Here is a 2,892-nt window from a genome sequence, read left to right as displayed (position 1 = left end):
CGTCCGCGCAATTCACGACGGGTACGGTAGCGCGTGCGGTATTCAGGAAGTTTCAAGTTCTCGAGTAACTGATCAATACTGGCTTCGGCAACTTCGGCGGTTTCTACTAGCGGACGGTTAGGATAGGTAATGCGGTAGATACGTCCGTGAACGTGGTCGCGGTAGGGGTCGCGGGCATTGTGTTGCATATGCCCTACTAGCATATTGTGCCAGTCTACCAAGTACAGTGAGCCATCGGCGGCAAACTCCATATCTACCGGGCGGAAATTAGGATCAGTACTTTGTATCAAATCCTGCCGATGTTGACTATGGTATCCGGTGCCGTCGTCTACCATCGTATGCTGCTTGGTTCCCAAAAAGCCGATGGTATTATTAATTAGCAGATCGCCCTGAACCTCTTTGGGAAAGTGCCGACTGGAAACAAACTCTAAGCCCGAAGTAGGCCGTACCCGGTGGGCATCTTCAATCAGGTTACGCGATTCGGCGGTAGATACTCCGTAGCGGGATTTTACTTCCCCGGGCATCATCCACTGCACATCCGGTCCCGATGTGTCGGCGTAGAAGTCCTGTCCCCACTCATCAAAGGCAATACCCCAGGGGTTGGGGATCGGAAGTTGGGCTACCCGCTCCAATCGTCGTCGCTGGGGGCTGTAGCGATAAAAACCACCATTGGTAGCTCGTATCGGGCCGTAGGGCGTTTCTACGTTGGTATGCAGAAATACGCCCTCACCCATGTAGATGGCTCCCGAAGGGTCTCCGGTATATGCGCTGTGCATATGGTGGGTATCGTGATCATCAAAACCGCTGAGCAGCACTTCGCGCACATCTGCCTGATCGTCACCATCGGTATCCTTGAATAGTAGCAAATCCTGGGGTTGGGAAACGTATACGCCTTCGGAGGCAATCTCAAAGCCAACCGGTAGATGTAGACCGTCTGCAAAGGTGGTTTGCTTGTCAGCTTTACCATCGTTGTCAGTATCTTCCAGAATAATAATTTTATCGTTGGGTTTACCGTCACCGGGTTTGTAGTGCGGATAGCTGGGCATGGTAGCTACCCACAGCCGTCCCTGGTTATCGAAGGATAATTGAACCGGATTGGCTAAGTCCTCAAACTCTTGCTCCGAAGCGAATAGCTCAATTTCGTAGCCGGGGGCCATGGTAAACTTATCCAGGGCATCTTGTCCGTAGAGGTACTCATCAGTACCACTGGCTTCTTCCAACTTATAGTTAGATTTTACCGGAGGTAATTCGCTAGTTTGAGCATCAGCGGCGACCAAGTCAATCTCTTCACCATGAGTGGCTTGCCAAATAGCTCCATCCCGAATGGCGGTCATCTCTCGAAGTTTATTAATCTCGGCGGGGTAGTTGTCAGGACCAAAGGGTTCGTAGCGACGGCCGTACACGTGCACTCCGTTAGGAATTTTATAATCATTTTGCCACGTCCAGTTCTTTTCCATCACAGCCGCGTGGACTAAGCTCCGGTGCTGTTCAGCATCTATTTCCTTTTCACCGAAGGCCTTATCAGCCAATAAGTCAGCAAATTGCTGATATCCCGCGTCAGTTAGCTGAAACCCATCAATGGTTAGGGCTGCATCAGTTTCGTTAAACCACTGTTGAGTAGGATGAAAAACATCGACAAAATGCACTCCGTTTTCCGCTGCAACTTCCTGCATGGCTTGCGTGTACATCGCTAGGTTCGCGTTCTCCTGCTGCCCATCAGGAAGATCGTACTGATCGGAAAGGTCTTCAAAAGCAATAGGTGATACCAGAGTTAACTGCACCGCTCGCGATGAGTCGCCGTTGTAGTTCTGACTAAGCGTGTGATCGATAAAGGCATCCAGTTCGGACCGAAAATCATCTAATCCGGCTTCTCCCGCAAACGACTCATTATAGCCGAAGAAGGCCAGAATAATGTCCGCTTCCAAACTAGTCAACCATTCGTCGGGAGTAGGATAGTGTCCTTCGCTGCGCGATTCGTGGGCTAATTCATCCTGAAACTGTTCGGCTCCCGGAAACGCCCAGGGGTTATTGCGGCTGGAGTGAGGACGAAACCCCGGAGTATTACCCGGATCAGCCATGTTGCGGATGAATAAATTATGCTCGGGATACCTCAGTTGCAGCTCGGTTTCAAAGTGCCCGTAGTGCATCATCCGCGAGGCTAAATTATTGCCAATAAGAACAATATGGGAGTTCTCTTCTACTGATAGTCCGGAAGTGTTGGGATCAGAGCAATTGCTTAATCCAATAACCATGATAGCAGCACCCAATACGCTAAATAGGCTGTGGTCGTATCTCCTTTGAAAATTTGTCATTTGCTCTTCTTATACATTTGGTATTTATCTTACCACAACGCACAATATACAACAGTTCCGGAAACCATAAAAAAAGCCTGACAGATTTAAGAAGTACGCGGAGGGGAGCACTCGCTTTTTCGCAAAGCGTAGTGAATGATATCATTCGCCTTCACTAAATTTTACCACACTTTGACGTTCTCGGTTTACTACAAGTTGCGTTACATCCGGTCGGGAATAGTGTCCCGAAGGGTCAAAATTCTGCCGTTCTTCCCTAATTTTTTGATGATCTAAAGTTGCGGTATACAATCCTTCTTCGCCTACCTGTGGTTCCAGCAGCCATGTTCCATTGGGAGAGGCAACACAGGAGCCACCGTCGGTCAGGAACGCCTCGCTGTTCTCTCTAATTCGATCCGCTTGGGGTACGTCATCAGGAATATCCGATTTGCGCATCAGGCAGGAAACTGATACCACGTAGGAACGAGCTTCTTGCGCAATAAAGCGGGTGATGTCCTGCGTATTTCGTTGGGAGCCGGGCCAGACGGCTACGTGTACATCTTCTCCTTGAGCATAGAGAGCCGCTCGGGGTAACGGCATCCAG

2 protein-coding genes are annotated in these 2,892 nt (G+C 49.8%); both read right to left on the bottom strand.

Annotation, left to right across the window (positions count from 1 at the left end):
* Positions 1 to 2,312, bottom strand: a 2,312-nt coding sequence (locus WBA23_RS21800) for a PVC-type heme-binding CxxCH protein (protein WP_424584393.1), incomplete at its 3' end; no start/stop codon positions are given.
* Between the two features lie 141 nt (positions 2,313 to 2,453).
* Positions 2,454 to 2,892: nitrilase-related carbon-nitrogen hydrolase (locus WBA23_RS21795; RefSeq protein WP_424584392.1), on the bottom strand; the 439-nt coding region annotated here is incomplete at its 5' end.

Source organism: Tunicatimonas sp., from assembly GCF_049647865.1.
Lineage (GTDB): Bacteria > Bacteroidota > Bacteroidia > Cytophagales > Cyclobacteriaceae > Tunicatimonas.
This window is presented reverse-complemented; position numbering and strand designations above follow the sequence as displayed.